Source organism: Thiohalophilus sp. (genome assembly GCF_034521165.1).
Taxonomy (GTDB): Bacteria; Pseudomonadota; Gammaproteobacteria; order UBA6429; family Thiohalophilaceae; genus Thiohalophilus.
The window spans coordinates 399,102-417,226 of sequence record NZ_JAXHMV010000002.1 but is presented as its reverse complement, the minus strand read 5'-3'; the positions used below and the strand labels follow the sequence as shown (position 1 = coordinate 417,226).

Here is an 18,125-nt window from a genome sequence, read left to right as displayed (position 1 = left end):
AGGTGTCGCTCAGAAAAACCCAGTCGACACTCTGCTCGGGCAAACCGGTCGAGCGTTGATCGTTTACTATCCCCTCGACATTGTTCAATCCCTGCTCCCGGGATGTACGCACCACATTATCGACAAAGTTTTCGGCAATATCCACTGCATAGACTTTACCCGATTCGCCAACCTGCTCGGCGAACAGGCGGGTAAACAGCCCGGTTCCGGCCCCGACATCGGCGATGCGCATGCCGCGCTCAAGTTCCAGTGCCGCGACGATCTCGTGGCGGTAATCGTAAACCTCACGTCCGGATCGCTCGAAGGTACTTCGCCAGCGCTCGAAATCGGGAGCCTGGTAATGGCGGTTGATGTCGGGGTTGACGCTTTGTTCTGCCTCGACGGGCGAGATGCTCGGTATTAACAAAGCCAACGCAAGTAGCAGGCTGATAACAATTGACGGATGAAGTGTCGCGTTTCTCTTGCTCATGATGATTCCTTGATCGGCTTTCCTGTAAGTAAAGCATACGATAGGCGAGAAAAGCAGGAGCTGCACGCAAAGTGGCGGGTGAGATCGTCTGATGACCGAAGAGCCGGTTACCCTTATCACAAACAAAAATGTCGGCCTTCCCGCTGTGTGAAAGGCCGACATTTTTGTGTGCGAAATTGGTCGGGGTGACAGGATGAGCGGTGACCGTTTGCGAAGCAAACGCAGCACCGCAAACGCCCGGAGGGCCGGAAATAACGTGCAGGGAAGTACTAAAGTCGCGGGAGGACAGGAAGTCCGGAGCGACCCGGTCACTCACATCAAACCGCCGGCAAGGTCCGGCGTAAAAAATTAAAAATTGGTCGGGGTGACAGGATTTGAACCTACGACCCCCGCCTCCCGAAGACGGTGCTCTACCAGGCTGAGCTACACCCCGAATATTGGCCGTTAAAGCGGCTTTGACTCGAACCGTGTTGAACGGCTGTAATGCGGATTAATAACTGCGGTTGACGGCGAATTCGGCGAGGAAGCTGAGGGCGTCCTTGTACCGGGACGTCGGGATGTCACTCAGCGCCTCGATGGCCTGATCGGCCTCCGCTCGCGCGCAGCGCGCAGTGTAGTCGATAGCGCCGGTGGATTCAATCGCTTCACGCACGGCGTCGATCTGCTCCAGCCCCCCGGTTTCGATGGCCTGGCGGATGACGGCGGCCTGTTCGGGGGTACCCCGGGCCATGGCATAAATCAGCGGCAGGGTGGGCTTGCCCTCGGCCAGGTCATCGCCGATGTTCTTGCCGGTCTCCTCGCTGTCGGCGCGGTAGTCGAGCACGTCGTCCACCAGCTGGAAGGCGCTACCCAGGTGCATGCCGTAGCGGGCCATGGCCTGCTGGGCGGTCTCGGGCTGATTGGTGATCACTGCCGCCAGCTCGCTGGCGGATTCGAACAGTTTGGCGGTCTTGTTGTGGATGACCTCCATGTAGCGGGCCTCGGTGGTGTCCGCGTCGTGGATGTTGAGCAGCTGCTGGACCTCGCCCTCGGCGATGGTGTTGGTGCAGTTGGCCAGGATGCGCATGATGTCCATCTGGCCGATGTCGACCATCATCTGAAAGGCGCGGGAATAGAGGAAATCCCCGACCAGCACACTGGCGGAATTCCCCCACAAATTGTTGGCGGTTTCCCGCCCCCGACGCAGCTCGGAGCTGTCCACCACGTCGTCGTGGAGCAGGGTGGCGGTGTGGATGAACTCGATGATCGCCGCCAGATCGACGTGATAGCGGCCCTCATAGCCCAGCGCGCGGGCGCACAGCAGGTGGATGATGGGCCGCAGCCGCTTGCCGCCACTATTTATAATGTAGGTGCCCACCTGGTTGATCAGCACTACCTCGGAGTGCAGCCGCTCGCCGATGCAACGGTTAACCTCGGCCATATCGGGGCCGATCAACGCCTGGATATCCTCGAGAGTCTTCAAAATGGCACGCCTGTGAGCAAAGCGCAAAATGCTAGGGAGCCCCCACTGACCTGTCAAGCCAGAGGGGGCTTTGAGGGCGCTTAAATTGGCAGAAAATCAGGAAAATTCTTTGACCGGGGCGGTCCCAGACGCTAAAATTGCGCCCCTTTCCACAGTCGAGTCCGCCCAGACGGCGGGGATATTTGGAGCACAGATTATGTACGCGGTTATCGAAACCGGTGGCAAGCAGTACCGGGTAGAACAGGGCCAGAAAATCAAGGTCGAGAAGCTCAACGCCGAGCAGGGCGCCAGCGTGGATATCGACAAGGTCCTGATGATCGCCGATGGCGAGGATTTCAAGGTCGGCAAGCCCTATGTCGAGGGCGGCAAGGTCACCGCCACCGTGGCCAGCCACGGCCGCGGTAAGAAGGTGATGATTATCAAATTCCGTCGCCGCAAACACAGCCGGAAAACCCAGGGCCACCGTCAGGACTATACGGAACTGGAAATCACCGGTATCAGCGGCTAAGCAAGAGGACGTAAAGCATGGCTCATAAGAAAGCAGGCGGTAGTACCCGTAACGGTCGCGATTCCCAGTCGAAGCGCCTTGGCGTCAAGCGCTATGGCGGTCAGGTGGTCAAGGCCGGTAACATCCTGGTTCGCCAGCGCGGCACCAAGGTTCACCCGGGCGTGAACGTGGGCAAGGGCGGCGACGATACCCTGTTTGCCAAGACCGACGGCACCGTGGTATTCGAGACCAAGGGACCCCAGCAACGCAAACGGGTGAGCATTATCCCGGCCTGAAGACGCCAGGGTACAAGCCAAACCGCCAAAGCCCCGTCCTCGAGACGGGGTTTTTGTTTGCGGCACTGCTGGCAGGTGAATGGATGTCTTTTCTCCAGGCTACTGGAAATCACGCAGAGGACGCGGAGGCGCAAAGGCGCAGAGAATGAGAATATGGCATTCAGGTAGTGAGTGATTGTGCCTGACATGTTCGTACGGAACGGTTGCTTCTGAGGGTTTGTGGTTCGATCGCCAACCGACAGAATTGTGCTGTTGGCGGACCCACGTCGACCAGCAAATAAAATATGCTTGGGTCAGGAAACAGTCACTGTCCTGATCCGACTGGATTCTCGTAACTATACGGAACTGAAAGATGAAATTCGTCGACGAAGCAGCGATCCGGGTCGAAGCCGGCAAGGGCGGCAACGGCTGCGTCAGCTTTCGGCGCGAAAAATTCATCGAGTTCGGCGGGCCGGACGGCGGCGACGGGGGCGACGGCGGCGATGTGTATCTGATCGGCGAGCGTAATCTCAATACCCTGGCCGATTTCCGCTATACCCGTCAGTTTCGCGCCGAGCACGGTCAGCAGGGCAAAGGCCGCAACATGACCGGCAAGGGCGGTCAGGACCTCATCATTCCCGTGCCGCTGGGCACCCAGGTGTTCGACGAGGAGACCCAGGAGCTGCTCGGCGATGTGCTGGAACACGGCCAGACCCTGCTGGTGGCCAAAGGCGGCCATCACGGTATTGGCAATACCCGTTTTAAAAGCAGCACCAACCGGGCCCCGCGCCAGTCTACTCCCGGCACCCCCGGCGAAGCCCGCCTGCTGCGCCTGGAGATGAAAGTGCTGGCCGATGTGGGGCTGCTGGGGCTGCCCAATGCCGGCAAGTCCACCTTCATCCGTGCCGTCTCCGCCGCCCGCCCCAAGGTGGCCGATTACCCGTTTACCACCATTTATCCCAACCTGGGGGTGGTCAGCGTCGAGGCGCACCGCAGCTTCGTGGTCGCCGATATTCCCGGCATTATCGAGGGCGCGGCCGAGGGCGCCGGGCTGGGGCTGCAGTTTCTCAAGCATGTCTCGCGCACCCGGTTGTTGCTGCACCTGGTGGATATGGTGCCGCCGGATCCGGTCGGCGATCCGGTGAGTGATGTGCGCACCATCGAGCAGGAGATGCTGCGTTTTGATCCGGCCCTGGCCGACTATGAGCGCTGGCTGGTATTGAATAAAATCGACCTGCTGCCCGAGGAGGAGCGCGAGGCCCGTTGCCAGGCGGTCGTCGACGAACTGGGCTGGCAGGGACCGGTCTATCCAATCTCGGCCATCGGCCAGATCGGTACCCGGCAGCTGTGTTATGACATCATGAGCTATATCGAGCGCCAGCGAGAGGATGCCCGGCCGGCATCAGTGGAAGACGACTAACGCGATAAGTGGAACAAGACGGCATGTCCAGACGGCAACAACTGAAAAGCTCGCAGCGCTGGGTCATCAAGATCGGCAGCGCCCTGCTGACCCGCGATGGCGCCGGTCTCAACCGCGACGGACTGGATGACTGGGTGGCACAGATGACCGCCCTGGTGGAGCAGGGTGTCGAAGTGGTGCTGGTCTCCTCCGGCGCGGTGGCCGAGGGCATGTCGCGGCTGGGCTGGAAGCAGCGTCCCAGCGCCCTGCATCACCTGCAGGCCGCCGCCGCCGTGGGGCAGATGGGGCTGGTTCAGGCCTATGAGTCGCGTTTTGCCCGGGATAACCTGCATACCGCCCAGATCCTGCTGACTCACGACGATCTCACCAGCCGCAAGCGCTATCTCAATGCCCGCAGCGCGGTGCGCAGCCTGCTGCAGCTGGGCGTGATCCCGGTAATCAACGAGAACGACACCGTGGTGACCGACGAGATCCGTTTCGGCGATAACGACACCCTGGCCGCGTTGGTCGCCAACCTGGTGGAAGCCGATACCCTGATTATCCTGACCGATCAGCAGGGATTGTACGATCGGGATCCGCGCCAGCACAGCGATGCCACGCTGATCGATGAGGCGCCGGTGCATGAGGAGTCGCTGGATGCCATGGCCTCCGACGGCGCCGGGGCGCTGGGCCGTGGCGGCATGAAGACCAAGCTGCGCGCCGCGCGTCTGGCGGCCCGCTCCGGCACCTCCACGGTTATCGCCTCGGGCCGCGAGGCCCAGGTACTGACCCGCCTGCGGACCGGGGAGGTCCTGGGCAGCCTGCTGTATGCCGAGCAGGCGCCGCTGGCGGCCCGCAAGCAGTGGCTGGCCGGCCATCTGCAAATGCGCGGCCGCCTGGAGCTCGACGCTGGGGCCGTAAAAGTGCTGCAACAGTCGGGACGCAGCCTGCTGGCGGTCGGCGTGCGGGACGTGAGCGGGGATTTTGTGCGCGGCGAGATGGTCGCCTGCGTCAGCCCCGAGGGCCGGGAAGTGGCCCGGGGACTGGTCAATTACAATGCCGATGAGGTGCGCCGCATCATGGGCCAGCCCAGCGAAGCGATCGCATCGATTCTGGGCTATGTCGACGAGCCGGAACTGATCCACCGGGACAACATGGTGCTGGTGTAGCCGCGTAAAGTTTGTTCCGGGTATAAAAAAAGCCGGATGATAATCCGGCTTTTTTATGTTTGCAGCAGGCGGCCCCGATTACATCGCGCGGATGCGGGCATTGAGCCGGCTTTTGTGGCGGGCGGCCTTGTTCTTGTGAAGCAGCCCCTTGCTGGTGGTCTTGTCGATAATGGCCACGGCCTGTTTGTAGGCCTGTTCAGCCTGGGCCTTGTCGCCGGCTTTCACTGCGCCGAGCACTTTCTTGACGAAGGTGCGGAACTTGGAACGGTAGGCAGCGTTGTGCTGGCGGTTGTTTTCCGCCTGGCGTGCCCGTTTGCGGGATTGTGCAGTGTTGGCCAAAACGTCTCTCCTGACTCAATCAATTTCGGAATTTCGAAGGCCGCGTATGATCGGGGTTTTGGGCCCAAATGTCAACGCTGTGGCGAAATTTCATCGCCTGCGTATTCAGCGCCCCGGCCGCTGGGGTAAGATGCGCAGGTCGGCCCGGCAGTCGGTTTGGGTGTAAGTGATTACAAACTAACAAATCATTGAATAACAACAAGATAGAGACGCCGCCATGGGACTGTTACGGTCCACCGCCATTTTCAGCAGCATGACCCTGATCTCCCGCATCACCGGCCTGGTGCGGGATGTGGTGTTCGCGGCTGTGTTCGAGTTCGGCAAGGCCACCGACGCCTTCTTGATCGCTTTCAAGATCCCCAATTTCCTGCGCCGGCTGTTTGCCGAGGGGGCCTTTGCCCAGGCCTTCGTACCGGTGCTGGCCGAATACAAGGTCCAGCGCGACGAAGCGGCGGTGCGGGATCTGATTGCCGCCACCGCCGGCACCCTGGGCGCGGTACTACTGATTCTGACCGCGCTGGTGGTGCTGGTGACCCCGCTGTTTGTCATGCTGATCGCCCTGGGCTATATCGGCGATCCGGCACAGGTGGATCTGACCGCCGAGATGCTGCGCATCACCTTCCCGTATATCTTTTTTATCTCCCTGACCGCGCTGTCCGGCGGGGTGCTCAACACCTACGGCCGTTTCGCCCTGCCGGCCTTCACCCCGGTGCTGCTCAACCTGAGTCTGATCGGCGCGGCCCTGTGGCTGTCGGACTATTTTGCCGTGCCGGCCATGGCCCTGGCCTGGGGGGTGCTGATCGCCGGGCTGGCGCAACTGCTGTTGCAGCTGCCGTTTTTGCTCAAGCTGCGCCTGTTGCGCTGGCCGCGCTGGGGCTGGCGCGATTCGGGGGTGCGGCGCATCATGAAGCTGATGCTGCCGGGCATCATCGGCTCCTCGGCCATGCAGATCAACCTGCTGTTCGACGTGATGGTCGCCTCGTTCCTTGCCTTCGGCAGTATTACCTGGCTCTATTTTGCCGATCGGATGATGGAGTTCCCGCTGGGGCTGTTCGGCATCGGCCTGGCCACGGTGATCCTGCCCTATCTGTCGGAGAAGTTCGCCCGCCAGGATAGCCTGGCTTTCTCGCGCACCCTGGACTGGGCGCTGCGCTGGGTGCTGCTGATCGGGTTGCCGGCGGCGGTCGCCCTCGGCGTGCTGGCGGGGCCGATCCTGGCGACGCTGTTTTTATACGGCGACAAGGGCGGCCACGATCTGAACATGATGGCGCTGGCGCTGATCGCCTACAGCTTCGGCCTGCTCGGGTTCATGCTGGTCAAGGTCCTGGTGCCGGGTTACTTCGCCCGCCAGGACACGAAAACGCCGATGAAGGTGGCGCTGATCGCCATGCTGGCCAACATGATCTTCAACGTGATCCTGGTGGTGACGCTGGTACAGGTGGGCTATTCGGCACCGCATGCCGGGCTGGCGCTGGCGACCACGCTCTCGTCGTTCATCAACGCCATGTTGCTGTTACGCGGCCTGTTGCGCGACGGGGTGTTCCGCCCCGAAGCCGGCTGGGGCCTCTATTTTGTGCGCGTGATCCTGGCCGCCGGGGTGATGGGCGCCAGCCTCTGGGTTCTGGCCGGCGACTGGACGCAGTGGGTCGACTACAGCCTGAGCCAACGGCTGATGCACCTGGGCTGGTTGATCCCGGCCGGGGTGGCGATTTACTTCGCCGTGCTGGCCTTAAGCGGTCTGCGCTTCGGGCAGTTTCGCCGGCCGGTGTCGGGTTAATTCTGCCGGGAACAAAAGATCTCTCGCAGAGACGCAGAGACCGCCAAGAAAAAGATATTGCACTTCTCAGCGCCTTTGCACCCACACAACGGGCATAAACGCCTCGGCGAGCGTTTTATTTCATTTGTTTCAAATCCCCGGATTTTTCGCTAACAGCCCCTTGTTTTTGTTATACTTTTGGCCTTTTTCCGGGGGTGTGTATCAATCATGGAGCTGATCCGCGGTCTGCATAATCTGCGCCCCCGTCATCACGGTTGCGTGGCCACCATCGGCAATTTCGACGGGGTGCATCTGGGCCATCAGGCGGTCATCGGCCAGCTGGCGGAGAAGGCCGATGAGTTGTGCCTGCCGGCAGCGGTAATCACCTTCGAGCCGCAGCCGCTGGAGTATTTCAAACCCGAGGCCGCGCCCTCGCGCCTGACCCGCTTTCGGGAAAAGATCCAGGCCCTGCGTCGCTATGCCGTGGATCGGGTGTTGTGTCTGCCATTCAATCGCAAGCTGGCGCAGCTGAGCCCGGCCGAATTTATTCAGCAGGTGCTGGTCGACGGGCTGGGCGTGAAGTATCTGGTGGTTGGCGATGATTTTCGTTTTGGCCGCGGCCGGGCCGGGACCATTGATGATTTGCGCGAAGCCGGTCGCGAACACGGCTTTACGGTGGTCAACATGCACACCTTCGAGATCGACGGCGAGCGGGTCAGTAGCACGCGCATTCGCCAGGCGCTGGAAGCCGGCGACATGGGCGCGGCCGAACGGCTGCTGGGACGCGACTATCGCATGAGCGGGCGGGTGGCACACGGCGACCGGCTGGGGCGTCAGCTCGGGTTCCCTACCGCCAACATTCATCTGCACCGGCGGGTGACGCCGTTGCAGGGCATCTTCGCGGTGGACGTGTTCGGGCTGGATCGCGAACCGTTGCAGGGTGCGGCCAGTCTCGGTACCCGGCCGACCGTGAACGGTACGCGTGCCCTGCTGGAAGTATTTATTCTTGATTTCGACCAGGATATTTACGGGCGGCATATCCAGGTCAGTTTCCGGCACAAATTACGCGATGAGGAAAAATACGACTCGCTGGAGCGGCTGAAACAGCAGATCGATATCGATGTCGAACAGACCCGGGCTTACTTTGCCGCCCATCATTGAACTTCACTGAACACCAACACGGATTAACATCGTGACTGATTACAAACAGACTCTCAATTTGCCGCAAACCGATTTCCCCATGCGCGGCAACCTGGCCAAACGCGAGCCGGACTTTCTCCAGCGCTGGTACGCGATGGGCCTGTATGAAAAATTACGCGAGCAGGCCAAAGCCGAAAACCGGCCGCTGTTTCTGCTGCACGACGGCCCGCCCTATGCCAACGGCGATATTCATATCGGTCATGCCGTTAACAAGATCCTCAAGGACATCATTATCAAGTCCAAAACCCTGGCCGGTTACGATGCCCCCTACATCCCCGGCTGGGACTGTCACGGTCTGCCGATCGAGTTGCAGGTGGAAAAGAAAATCGGCAAGGCCGGTGTTGCTGTCTCGCATGACAAGTTCCGTGCCGCCTGTCGTGAGTATGCCGCCAAACAGGTGAACGGCCAGCGCAATGACTTCAAGCGTCTGGGTGTTCTCGGTGACTGGGATCATCCTTATCTGACCATGGACTACCAGTTCGAGGCGGATATCGTTCGCGCCCTGGGCAACATCATCGACCAGGGGCATCTGCACAAAGGCTTCAAGCCGGTGCACTGGTGTGTCGACTGCGGCTCGGCCCTGGCCGAGGCGGAAGTGGAATACGAGGACAAGACCTCGCCGGCCATCGACGTGCGTTTTGAACTGCTGAACGAAGAAGCGTTGATGAGTCGTTGCCATCACGTCGAAGGCCATGATGGCAAGGGACCGATCTCGGTGGTCATCTGGACCACCACGCCCTGGACCCTGCCGGCCAACCAGGCGGTGGCGGTCAATCCCGAACTCGATTACGCCGTGGTCCAGTGCGACGGCGTGGGCGATCACGTGCCCGAGCGGTTGATCGTGGCCGACGCCATGCTGGGCGATATCATGGCGCGCTGGGAGGTGGAAGCGTACCGCGTGGTGGCCTATTGCAAGGGCGCCGATCTCGAAGATCTCAAATTGCAGCATCCCTTTTATGATCGCGAAGTGCCGATCATCTGCGGCGAGCATGTCAGTACCGAGGCGGGGACCGGCGCCGTGCACACCGCGCCCGGCCACGGCCAGGACGATTATGTGGTGGGACAGCGTTATCACCTCAAGGTCGACAACCCGGTGGGTGGCGATGGCAAGTTCCTCGAAGGCACGCCACTGTTCGAAGGCCAGCATGTGTTCAAGGCCAACGACAGCGTGCTCGATGCCCTCAAGGCGCACAACAAACTGGTGCACGAAGAGGCCTTTCGTCACAGCTATCCGCATTGCTGGCGGCACAAGAGCCCGATCATCTTTCGCGCTACACCGCAGTGGTTTATCTCTATGGAACAGGCGGACTTGCGTAAAAACGCGCTTGCCGCCATTGGTAAAACCCGATGGATGCCACAATGGGGTGAGGCACGCATCATTGGCATGGTGGAGAACCGGCCCGACTGGTGTATTTCGCGCCAGCGCACCTGGGGCGTGCCGATTACCCTGTTCGTGCATAAAAAAACCGGCAAGCTGCATCCCAAAACCGGTGAGCTGATCGAACAGGCGGCACAACAGATCGAACAGCGCGGCATCGATGCCTGGTTCGAGCTGGATGTCAAAACGCTACTGGGCGACGAGGTCGATGACTACGAACAGGTCCGCGATACGCTCGATGTCTGGTTTGACTCGGGGGTGACGCATTTCGCCGTGTTGGGTCAACGTCTGGGTCTGACAGAGTATCCCGCCGCCGATCTCTATCTGGAAGGTTCCGATCAGCATCGCGGCTGGTTCCAGTCCTCGCTGCTGACCGCCGTGGCCATGCAGGGCAGCGCGCCTTACAAAGCGGTATTGACCCACGGCTTCACGGTCGATGCCAAAGGCCAGAAGATGTCCAAGTCAAAGGGCAACGTGGTGGCGCCGCAAAAGGTGATCAACAACCTGGGTGCGGACATCCTGCGTCTGTGGGTGGCGGCCACCGATTACAGCGGCGAGATGCGCGTCTCCGACGAGATTCTCAAGCGTACCGCCGATGCCTACCGGCGCATGCGCAACACCGCCCGCTATCTGCTGGCCAACCTGGGCGACTTTGACCCGAGTCAACACAGCGTGCCGGCCGATCAGATGCTGGCGCTGGACAAATGGGCAGTGGAACGCACCCGCGAGATCCAGCAGCAGATCGTGACCGCCTATGACAATTACGAGTTTCATAATATCTATCAGCTGATGCATAACTTCTGCGCGGTGGATCTGAGCAGCTTCTATCTGGATGTGATCAAGGACCGCCAGTACACCATGCCGACAGAGAGCGCGGCCCGGCGTTCGGCACAGACCGCGGCCTATTATATTGCCGAGGCAATGGTGCGCTGGATGGCGCCCATTCTGAGTTTTACCGCCGAAGATATCTGGGAAAACATTCCCGGCGAGCGTAGCGCGTCGGTATTGCTCAATAGCTGGTACGAGTTGCCCCGCATGTTTGGTGATGATCAGACTGCCAGCGATGAGCTGGCGTACTGGCAACGCATCATGCAGGTGCGCGACGCGGTCAACAAGGAACTGGAAAACCTGCGCGTCGCCGGCGGCATCGGTGCCAATCTCGATGCCGAAGTCGGGATTTACGCCGGGCGGGAAATTCACGACGCCCTGGCGCAGCTGGAAGACGAATTGCGATTTGTCCTGATTACCTCGGATGCCCGTCTCTACCTGGCCGGTGACCCGCCCCCCGAGGCACAGCACTACACCCTGGCGGGTAACGACGAGATCTGGGTCTCGGTTTCGGCTTCCGCGCATCCCAAGTGCGTGCGCTGCTGGCATCATCGTGAGGATGTAGGCAGTCATGCCGATCATCTCGAGCTGTGCGGGCGGTGTGTCGAGAATGTGGACGGGCAAGGCGAGGAGCGGTTGCATGCGTAAGAACAGGGACGAGTTACGAGGTACGAATGACGAGGTCAAAAAACGATATATCGAAGCGTAGGTCAGGTTGCGCATCGCGCTACCTGACATTCTTGCTAGTTACTAGCCGCTAGTAACTAGAAACTGTAAAGAGGATTTTGCATGCTGAGATGGTTATGGCTGACGGCAGCCGTGGTGGTGCTCGATCAGGTCAGCAAGCTGGTCGCCAGTGCCTCTCTGTCGCTGCATCAGCCGGTCGAGTTGCTGCCAGTGTTTAATCTGACCCTGATGCACAACAGCGGTGCGGCGTTCAGTTTTCTGAGCGATGCCGGAGGCTGGCAGCGCTGGTTCTTTACCGGGGTGGCAATCGTCATCAGTATCGTGATTTTCCTCTGGATTAAACGGCTGCGGCACGAGCATCTGCAGGCCGCTTCCCTGGCGTTGATTCTGGGCGGGGCCGTGGGTAATTTGATCGACCGGCTGCTGCACGGCTATGTGGTCGATTTTCTTGATGTCTATTATCGCGGCGCCAGCTGTCTGCCCATGTTTTTCAGCTGGCGTCGCGGCGGTCAGGCCGAGTGTCACTGGCCGGCCTTTAATCTGGCCGATGCGGCGATTACCCTCGGGGTAGTGCTGATTCTGGTCGATACGCTGCGTCAGTACCGGGCTGATCGGAAGCTGGCAGCCAAATACAAAGACGGATAAAACGAGCGGTTTATTATGGCGGACATCGAAGCGTTGACCATCGGCCCTGGCTCACAGGTGACCATGCACTTTACTCTGAGTCTCACCGATGGCACGGTGGCGGACAGTACCGAGGAGGGCGAGCCGATGACTTTTAACATGGGCGACGGCACCCTCATCGAGGGGCTGGAGATGGTGTTATACGGCCTGAAGGTGGGTGACAAGCAGTGCCTGGAGATCGGGCCGCGCGATACCTTCGGCTTTCCCGATGAGGAGAATATCCATACCCTGCCACGCAGCGAATTCGCCGCCGAACTGCCGCTGGAAGAAGGGATTATTCTTGGCTTCAGTACCCCTTCCGGGGAAGAGGTGCCGGGCACTATTCATGAAGTCCGCGAAGAAGAGGTGGTGGTCGATTTCAATCACCCGCTGGCGGGTCGACCGGTGGTGTTCGACGTGGAAATTCTGGCTATTGAACCGGGTGAATTCACCCAGGACAGTGACGCATGAAAGTCATACTCGCCAACCCGCGCGGCTTTTGCGCCGGGGTGGATCGCGCCATCGACATTGTCGAGCGGGCGCTGGAACTGTTCGGCGCGCCCATCTATGTACGCCATGAAGTGGTCCACAACCGTTTCGTGGTCGATGATCTGCGCAACAAGGGCGCGGTTTTCGTCGAGGAACTGGACGAGGTACCGGACGGTGCCACGGTGATCTTCAGTGCTCACGGCGTCTCCCAGGCGGTGCGCCAGGAAGCCGAACGTCGCGGCCTGAGCGTGTTCGATGCAACCTGTCCGCTGGTGACCAAGGTGCATCTGGAGGTCAAACGTTACAGCCGTAACGGCCAGGAATGTATCCTGATTGGCCATGCCGGCCATCCGGAAGTCGAGGGGACCATGGGTCAGTTCGACACCAGCGCCGGCGGCCGGATGTACCTGGTCGAAACCGTGAGCGATGTCGCCGCGTTGCAGGTCAATGATCCCGAACACCTGGCCTTCGTCACCCAGACCACCCTGTCCATGGACGACACCGCCGCGATTATCGACGCCCTGCGCGAACGCTTCCCCGCCATCCAGGGCCCGCGCAAGGACGACATCTGCTACGCCACCCAGAACCGCCAGGACGCGGTCAAGCAACTGGCCGATCAGGTGGATCTGTTACTGGTCGTCGGCTCCCCGAACAGTTCCAACTCCAACCGCCTCAAGGAAGTGGCCGAACGGCGCGGCACCAGCGCCTATCTCATCGACAACGCCGACCAGATAGAAAAAGCCTGGCTGGAGGGCATCGCCCGCATCGGCCTGACCGCCGGCGCCTCGGCACCGGAAATCCTGGTCGAACAGGTGATCGACAAACTGAGTGAATGGGGTGTGGATGAAGTCGAGCGCGGTGAAGGGCAGTCCGAGAACGTGGTGTTCTCCTTGCCCGTCGAGCTCAAGGAAGAAAGATTGCAGTCATCAGATGGCAGTTTACAGTCGTGAATCAGAAGTCGTAAGTCGTAAGTCGTAAGTCGTAAGTCGTTAAGGGAGTCGTTGACAGCGACAGGCCTCGGTTAGAATTTCTGCCAACTGCCAACTGCCAACTGCCAACTGCCAACTGCCAACTGCCAACTGCCAACTGCCAACTGCGAACTTCTAATGATCCCACGTATCCTCATTGGCACCAATCGCCCCGTCATTGTTCTTGTCCCAGCGACGTTGGCCGGTTGAAGTGATTTCCAGAAAGCCGTCGCTGGACTGTGAGTTTTTGGGGTCGGCACGCAAGACAAACGTTGTTGCATCGGCACTTTGAATCGTCAGGTCATAAGACTTTGAATCGCCATCCAGTGGTGCTTCAGTAGGAAAAATAGCCGGTGTGCCTGTATCGTTACCACCGGTGGCCGCGCCTTCATAGGTATAATTTTCCGTATAGTGGCGTTCCATGGCATTGGCGAAGGAAACAAGCGCGCCCTTGGCATCGGCCCGGCGGGTCTTTTCCAGGTACCCCTGGTAGGACGGGTAGGCAATTCCCGCCAGGATCCCGAGGATGGCGGTGACGATCATCAGCTCGATCAGGGTAAAGCCGGATTCTTTTTTTATCATCATAGACAGTTACTCTGGTTAATTATTGGGGAACATCCTTCAAACCCTCGAGCACATGCAGCTCGGTAGTCACCGCCTGGTTGTTTTCCTCTTTCCATTTGAACCGAACCACTGTTCCGGGACTGATTAGAAGTGGGTCACGGTAGGTATTGAGGGATGAGGAGGTGGCTCTGGCATCCCTGGCAACCCGGTACGGCATATCATCAATATAAATCAGGCGTTTATCGCTGTTCAGGCCGGTTACCACGCCGACCACATTATGCGTGTTGGATTGGGCCAGAATGTGTCCAGGTGCCGTCATAATGGCAAGTGCGCAAATAGCTGTTACAAGAACCTGTTTCATGGTTATACCTCGTTGATATCGGGGCAGTCATGATTGACCACCCCGATAAATGTTATTTCAATTGTTCCCAGGACAGGCGTGAGCCACCCGCATTCTTGGGATTGTTCTTGATGGACTCGGCCTTGCTGGTTGAGCCGCTCATCAGTTTGATACAAAAATCGCTTGAGCAGATCGGCGGCGGCGGTGCGCCTCCGGCCAGACCCTCTTTGGGCTGCATACCGGAAACCGGAATAGACACATTTTTACCGGAGTCAGGATCCTTGACGGTCATGAACTCCTTGTTATCGAAGTTACCGTCCTCGTTAAGATCAAATACTGAATAATCCAGTCTGCTGCCACTGTTGGGATCCAGTTCCATCAACCAGGTAGAACCGCCCCAGCCACAGGGATCATCATTGGGGATAATGGAAGTGATAATGATTCGTCCTGCCCAGAGCAGCGGCGAGGCCACAATCCGTTCGCCCTGCGCACCAAAGCTGTTCGGGGGAGGAGATACCAGATCCATATACCAGCCAGATTGGGTGGTCATTTCCCGGCCGGTAATCATTCTTACTCCCCACTCGTGATTGGTATTGGTTTGCGGATTATTAAACGACTCATTGGAATCTTCGTAGAAGATTTCCTGCTCGAGCAGATTCGCTCGCGCAACTTCAGCATCCTCGTCCAGAACCCCATAGAAACTATTGACTGGAACATTGCTTGAAGGCACGACATTGTCTCCCACCTCGAAGTATTTTCCGGTCCCGAAATAGACCATAATTCCGCCCCCGTCGTGGTTCTTGGCTTGCGGTTTGGAGGTGATTGGCTGTACTTCTGAACTCGGTCCCTCGGCAGTAAACAGCGGCTTGGGCGTATTGCCTTGTTTGAATGCACTTCCCCATTGATTCGTGTTGCTGTTGTCGATGTCAAAGCGCCACATGTTGCCGAGCAGATCGCCTGCGTAAATCCGGTCTGCGATCCGGTCATTGTCGAGGTCGATAACCAGCGGTGTGGCCATGCCGTTCGGATTGTTGGTATCCCCGGCATCGGTGTCAAAATATTTGATTAGATTACCGGTTTCGATATCGACCATGAAAATCCCGGCCTTTTGGCTGTCGCTGTTATAGCCATTGCCAAAGATGGCCGCCCATTGCCCGGTATTCAGGCGAACAATGGTCGGCTGGCCGATACTGTAGCCCAGTTCGGAATGGGTAAACTCCCAAAGAACATCGGACTCGCTAAATGTAGAGGGGCTGGTGACATCCAGGGCAAAGACACTGCGACCCCCCGCGCCGGTACTGCCCAGCAGGACAGTGCGCCATTCCTTGCCGCTACCCAGATCGATATAGGCCGCGCCGGCACGGGGACTGCCGTCGACGTAAAACTTGTGGTTATAGCTTGTGCTGCTCAGATCCGGCAGGTTGTCATAGACGGCATTGGGGACATAGGCGAGTAGCTCCTCACCGGTCTCGGCATCGAAACCATGCAGCATGCCGTCATTGGCGCCAATATAGACGACGTTGGGTCGGTTCGTATAGCTCGAGTTGCGGATAAAGTCGACATAATCGTCGCCTTCATCGCCGACCAGCAGGCCGTAACCAAAGTTCGCTTCACCCACGAACCAGGGGTCTGAGTTGACAATATCGCCGAGCAGACTGTCGCGGTTACGGAAGCTGCCGCCATTTTTGACTTCGTTGCTCTGATCGCCACGCAGATATTCCAGTACGCCCTGAGAACCCAGTGCAGTTTGTTGAGTGGTGCTGATGTCATTCCAGTCAAATTTAACGCCGGCGGTACCGTCATAGGTAATAATATTTCTATTGGTATGTGCAGGGAGTTCATCGGCTGCACTCCAGTCCGGTGTTTGGGCAATACTGCCATCCAGATTGACCTTCAACGCCTCGACGGTGCCGGACCATTCCGAGCTGTCGAACTTGGCCTGGTAAATGAAGGTGCCGGAGTCAAGTCGAGTGGAGTTGGCCGCAATCGCCGCTGAGGAGCTGGTGCGGCCTGAAACGTTGTTAATGGTGGCCGCCAAACCGTCGGCAAACTCTTTCGGATTCTGCGCGCTGAAGAAGCCTCCGCGGCCATTGACCGAGGCGTGCAGCAGATCATCGATTTTTGCCTCTTCCGTTGCAAAGGGATCGGGCCAGGAAATCGTGACAGTATTATCACCAATGGCATCAAAGGCGTCCTGCTCATTAATGGTGCCTGTAACGCCGAAACTGGCTCCAAAGGTAACCATGTGTTGCCAGAAAGCTGGATCAGTGTAATTGGTTGGCACATCGTTGGTCAGATCCGTGCGCAGATCCCGTTTCCAGTAATACATAGCAACGTCTGCCAGGGTGCTGCTGACATTGTCTTCAAAAGGGGATTCGGCGGTATATTGATAGCTGGCACCATCGGGGCCGGTAATAGTACTGCCGTCCTGTCCGTCGTTGTTATCGCGCGCATCATTGGTGTCAGCATCATTGGAACCACCAGTTGACCAGTAACCATCCGTCATCACGATGGTATAACTGTGCCGGCAGGATATATCGTCACCGCCACTGGTCCCCGGCGTTTCACTCCAGGGGCCAAGACTGTCGCCGCGGGAATAGTATTGACCCACGTCGTCAAGCGCCTTGCGGGTCGGTGTCCCGGATGAAGGAATGGTGCGGGTATAGAGCTCATCGAAGAAAGCTTCCCGGTCGGTGCCAATGAAGGGTCGAACCCCATTGACGAGGGTGTCCGTGGTCTCACCATCAATGGAGTCACTGCCTTTGTTCAACGTGGCAAAGTTGACCCGTACAGCGGCGGCCGGATCGGTCGGATCGGCCAGTTGGGCAAATGCCGCACCGCTGCCGGCGCGGGCGGTCAGAATCCGTGAGCGATAAAATTGATACCAGTTGGCGAAGTTCTGCATTTCCTCGTCATAGGTACAGGCATTGTGATCGACGCAGTCTTCACGCGTGGCGGAGCGTGAAAACGGGGCATTGCCCGGCTTGATTTCGACTTTGGTGTAATTATTCCAATCCCATTCTCCGCCGCCGTTGTATTCGAAATAGGTGGCTGGATAAAAGGTCTTACTGACATAGTTGGTAGAATCGGAATAATTACAACTGCTGGCAGCACTACATTCTACCCACCAGGCGCTTTGAGAGTTATCCGTGGTCAAATCTCGGCTGCCAGCGCCAGTGTTTTCCGGGTTGTGGAAGGCATTGGTCGGATCGGCGTCGGCATATTGCGAACCATCGGCTTTAGTCCACGGTTCATAGACAAATTCCGGGTTGTAATAGGTGGCATTAAAATCCGAAGAGCGGCTCAGAGCATTATATGGATCATCGTCTACTGTTGGCACGATGTTAGTATAGTCTGAGCCACCATATACGCTGGAAGCACGTGGATAGATATAACGGGCAGAGAGCTTGATATATTCTTCGGGCATGACTTCAAAATGCATGGAACCCGAATCGTCGAGCAGATAAGTAATGTTGGGTTTGATCTGTCCCCCCAGGGTCAGGGGAATGTCGGCGATATCGACGGTGGCCGAATGAGCCGGCATCGCCAGCATGAGCATTGAAGTGGTTGCCGTCATTAGCAGGGTTTTGCGTGCAATGCCGGCCATGTTCTTGCAGATGGATAGAATGTATTTGTGCGTAGCTGTAAACAT

Annotated in this window: 16 protein-coding genes and 1 tRNA gene; 10 read left to right on the top strand and 7 right to left on the bottom strand. The window is 58.5% G+C overall.

All coding sequences use genetic code 11. The features are described 5' to 3' along the window. From U5K34_RS03710 to ispB, 3 genes are all read right to left on the bottom strand, one after another. A partial coding sequence (locus U5K34_RS03710; RefSeq protein ID WP_322567175.1) for a class I SAM-dependent methyltransferase occupies window positions 1–469 on the bottom strand: 469 nt, incomplete at its 3' end. 356 nt (window positions 470–825) lie between these two features. After that, window positions 826–902: transfer RNA gene (locus U5K34_RS03705), tRNA-Pro, on the bottom strand. 57 nt (window positions 903–959) lie between these two features. Beyond that, window positions 960–1,931, bottom strand: coding sequence for an octaprenyl diphosphate synthase (gene ispB / locus U5K34_RS03700; protein WP_322567174.1), 972 nt, complete (start codon window positions 1,929–1,931; stop codon window positions 960–962). Window positions 1,932–2,127: 196 nt separating this feature from the next. On the opposite strand from ispB, the gene rplU reads away from it, so the two are divergent. From rplU to proB, 4 genes are all read left to right on the top strand, one after another. After that, window positions 2,128–2,439: a 50S ribosomal protein L21 gene (gene rplU, locus U5K34_RS03695; RefSeq protein WP_310693138.1), complete on the top strand. Its 312-nt coding sequence runs from the start codon at window positions 2,128–2,130 to the stop codon at window positions 2,437–2,439. Between the two features lie 17 nt (window positions 2,440–2,456). Further along, entirely contained in the window at window positions 2,457–2,714 is a 258-nt protein-coding gene (gene rpmA, locus U5K34_RS03690; protein WP_322567173.1) for a 50S ribosomal protein L27, read from the top strand. Between the two features lie 352 nt (window positions 2,715–3,066). Then, complete coding sequence (gene cgtA, locus U5K34_RS03685; protein WP_322567172.1) at window positions 3,067–4,113, top strand: Obg family GTPase CgtA; 1,047 nt, start codon at window positions 3,067–3,069, stop codon at window positions 4,111–4,113. 23 nt (window positions 4,114–4,136) lie between these two features. Next, window positions 4,137–5,261, top strand: coding sequence for a glutamate 5-kinase (proB, locus tag U5K34_RS03680; RefSeq protein WP_322567171.1), 1,125 nt, complete (start codon window positions 4,137–4,139; stop codon window positions 5,259–5,261). A 78-nt stretch (window positions 5,262–5,339) separates the two neighbouring features. Here the strand turns inward: proB and rpsT are convergent, their stop codons facing one another. Beyond that, window positions 5,340–5,600 (bottom strand): 30S ribosomal protein S20, encoded by a 261-nt coding sequence (rpsT, locus tag U5K34_RS03675; RefSeq protein ID WP_322567170.1) that lies wholly within the window; start codon window positions 5,598–5,600, stop codon window positions 5,340–5,342. A 217-nt stretch (window positions 5,601–5,817) separates the two neighbouring features. Between rpsT and murJ the strand changes: the two genes are divergently transcribed. From murJ to ispH, 6 genes are all read left to right on the top strand, one after another. Beyond that, the gene (murJ, locus tag U5K34_RS03670) at window positions 5,818–7,377 is read left to right on the top strand and encodes a murein biosynthesis integral membrane protein MurJ (RefSeq protein ID WP_322567169.1); all 1,560 of its coding nucleotides are present in this window, start codon (window positions 5,818–5,820) and stop codon (window positions 7,375–7,377) included. Window positions 7,378–7,584: 207 nt separating this feature from the next. Continuing rightward, window positions 7,585–8,517 carry a bifunctional riboflavin kinase/FAD synthetase gene (gene ribF, locus U5K34_RS03665; RefSeq protein ID WP_322567168.1) on the top strand — a complete coding sequence of 311 codons (933 nt, stop codon included), beginning with the start codon at window positions 7,585–7,587 and terminating at the stop codon, window positions 8,515–8,517. A 31-nt stretch (window positions 8,518–8,548) separates the two neighbouring features. After that, window positions 8,549–11,410, top strand: a complete 2,862-nt coding sequence (ileS, locus tag U5K34_RS03660; RefSeq protein ID WP_322567167.1) for an isoleucine--tRNA ligase — start codon at window positions 8,549–8,551, stop codon at window positions 11,408–11,410. A 141-nt stretch (window positions 11,411–11,551) separates the two neighbouring features. Further along, a complete protein-coding gene (gene lspA, locus U5K34_RS03655) occupies window positions 11,552–12,094 on the top strand; it encodes a signal peptidase II (RefSeq protein WP_322567166.1) in 543 nt (180 codons plus the stop codon). Window positions 12,095–12,109: 15 nt separating this feature from the next. After that, window positions 12,110–12,583, top strand: a complete 474-nt coding sequence (gene fkpB / locus U5K34_RS03650; RefSeq protein WP_322567165.1) for an FKBP-type peptidyl-prolyl cis-trans isomerase — start codon at window positions 12,110–12,112, stop codon at window positions 12,581–12,583. After that, entirely contained in the window at window positions 12,580–13,551 is a 972-nt protein-coding gene (ispH, locus tag U5K34_RS03645) for a 4-hydroxy-3-methylbut-2-enyl diphosphate reductase (protein WP_322567164.1), read from the top strand. Before fkpB ends, ispH begins: the two co-directional genes overlap by 4 nt. A 153-nt stretch (window positions 13,552–13,704) precedes the next feature. Here ispH and U5K34_RS03640 read toward each other — a convergent pair whose 3' ends face one another. The 3 genes from U5K34_RS03640 to U5K34_RS03630 are packed head-to-tail and all read right to left on the bottom strand — an operon-like array spanning window position 13,705 to window position 18,125. Continuing rightward, window positions 13,705–14,154 (bottom strand): type IV pilin protein, encoded by a 450-nt coding sequence (locus tag U5K34_RS03640; RefSeq protein WP_322567163.1) that lies wholly within the window; start codon window positions 14,152–14,154, stop codon window positions 13,705–13,707. Window positions 14,155–14,173: 19 nt separating this feature from the next. Further along, on the bottom strand, window positions 14,174–14,494 hold the full coding sequence (locus U5K34_RS03635) for a hypothetical protein (RefSeq protein WP_322567162.1): 321 nt from the start codon (window positions 14,492–14,494) through the stop codon (window positions 14,174–14,176). Window positions 14,495–14,546: 52 nt separating this feature from the next. Continuing rightward, the gene (locus U5K34_RS03630; RefSeq protein ID WP_322567161.1) at window positions 14,547–18,125 is read right to left on the bottom strand and encodes a pilus assembly protein; all 3,579 of its coding nucleotides are present in this window, start codon (window positions 18,123–18,125) and stop codon (window positions 14,547–14,549) included.